Source organism: Ruegeria arenilitoris (assembly GCF_013032445.1).
Classification (GTDB): Bacteria; Pseudomonadota; Alphaproteobacteria; order Rhodobacterales; family Rhodobacteraceae; genus Ruegeria; species Ruegeria arenilitoris_F.
Map to the genome: position 1 here is coordinate 1 of NZ_WQCA01000079.1, position 1,480 is coordinate 1,480.

A 1,480-nucleotide genomic window follows, 5' to 3' on the forward strand; every position below is an offset into this window, starting at 1 on the left:
CCGATCTCCGAGTTGTATGTATCTTATGACTCGGCTCAAAAGCTGAAAGTGGAGGCCGCCGACCTGACCAGTTGGGATCTGAGCCCGCGTCAGATCTGCGACCTGGAGCTTCTGATGAATGGCGGGTTCAACCCGCTCAAGGGATTCCTGTCCGAAGCGGACTACGACAACGTCGTCGAAAACATGCGCCTGGCCGACGGCACTCTGTGGCCGATGCCGATCACGCTGGACGTCAGCGAAGACTTTGCTGACAGTATTGAGCTGGGTCAGGATATCGCCCTGCGCGATCAGGAAGGTGTCATCCTCGGCACCATGACCGTCACCGACCGCTGGACCCCGGATAAGGCACGTGAGGCCGAAAAGGTTTTTGGCGCCGATGACGACGCACACCCGGCGGTGAACTACCTGCACAACGTGGCGGGCAAGGTCTATCTGGGTGGCCCGGTGACCGGCATCCAACAGCCGGTTCACTATGATTTCCGCGGTCGCCGCGACACGCCGAACGAACTGCGCGCCTATTTCCGCAAGCTGGGCTGGCGCCGCATCGTTGCCTTCCAGACCCGCAACCCGCTGCACCGCGCGCACCAGGAATTGACCTTCCGCGCCGCCAAGGAAGCGCAGGCCAACCTATTGATCCACCCGGTCGTTGGCATGACCAAACCGGGCGACGTCGATCACTTCACCCGCGTGCGCTGCTATGAGGCGGTGCTGGATAAATACCCGGCCTCGACCACCTCGATGTCGCTGCTGAATCTGGCGATGCGGATGGCTGGCCCGCGCGAGGCGGTCTGGCACGGCCTGATCCGCGCCAACCACGGCTGCACCCATTTCATCGTGGGCCGCGACCACGCCGGCCCCGGCAAGAACAGCCAGGGTGAAGATTTCTACGGCCCCTATGACGCACAGGACCTGTTCCGCCAGTTCCAGGATGAGATCGGCGTCGAGATGGTTGACTTCAAGCACATGGTCTATGTGCAGGAACGCGCCCAATACGAGCCGAATGACGAGATCGAAGACAAGGAAAACGTCACGATCCTGAACATCTCGGGCACCGAACTGCGTCGCCGTTTGTCCGAAGGTCTGGAAATCCCCGAATGGTTCAGCTTCCCCGAGGTTGTGGCCGAGCTGCGCAAGACCAAACCGCCGCGCAGCAAGCAGGGCTTTACCGTCTTCTTCACCGGCTTCTCGGGCTCGGGCAAATCCACCATCGCCAACGCGTTGATGGTCAAGCTGATGGAGATGGGTGGCCGTCCGGTGACGCTGCTGGATGGTGACATCGTGCGTAAGAACCTGTCGTCTGAACTGGGCTTCTCGAAAGAGCACCGTGACCTGAACATCCGCCGCATCGGCTATGTGGCCAGCGAGATCACCAAGAATGGCGGCATCGCCATCTGTGCTCCGATCGCGCCCTATGCCACCACCCGCCGCGCGGTTCGGGAAGAGATCGAACAGTTCGGTGCTTTCTGCGAAGTGCACGTCG

Annotated in this window: 1 protein-coding gene; it reads left to right on the forward strand. The window is 61.1% G+C overall.

What is annotated here, in order from left to right; translation table 11 throughout:
* On the forward strand, positions 1-1,480 hold a 1,480-nt coding region (locus GOW98_RS25485), incomplete at both ends, for a bifunctional sulfate adenylyltransferase/adenylylsulfate kinase (protein ID WP_170337394.1).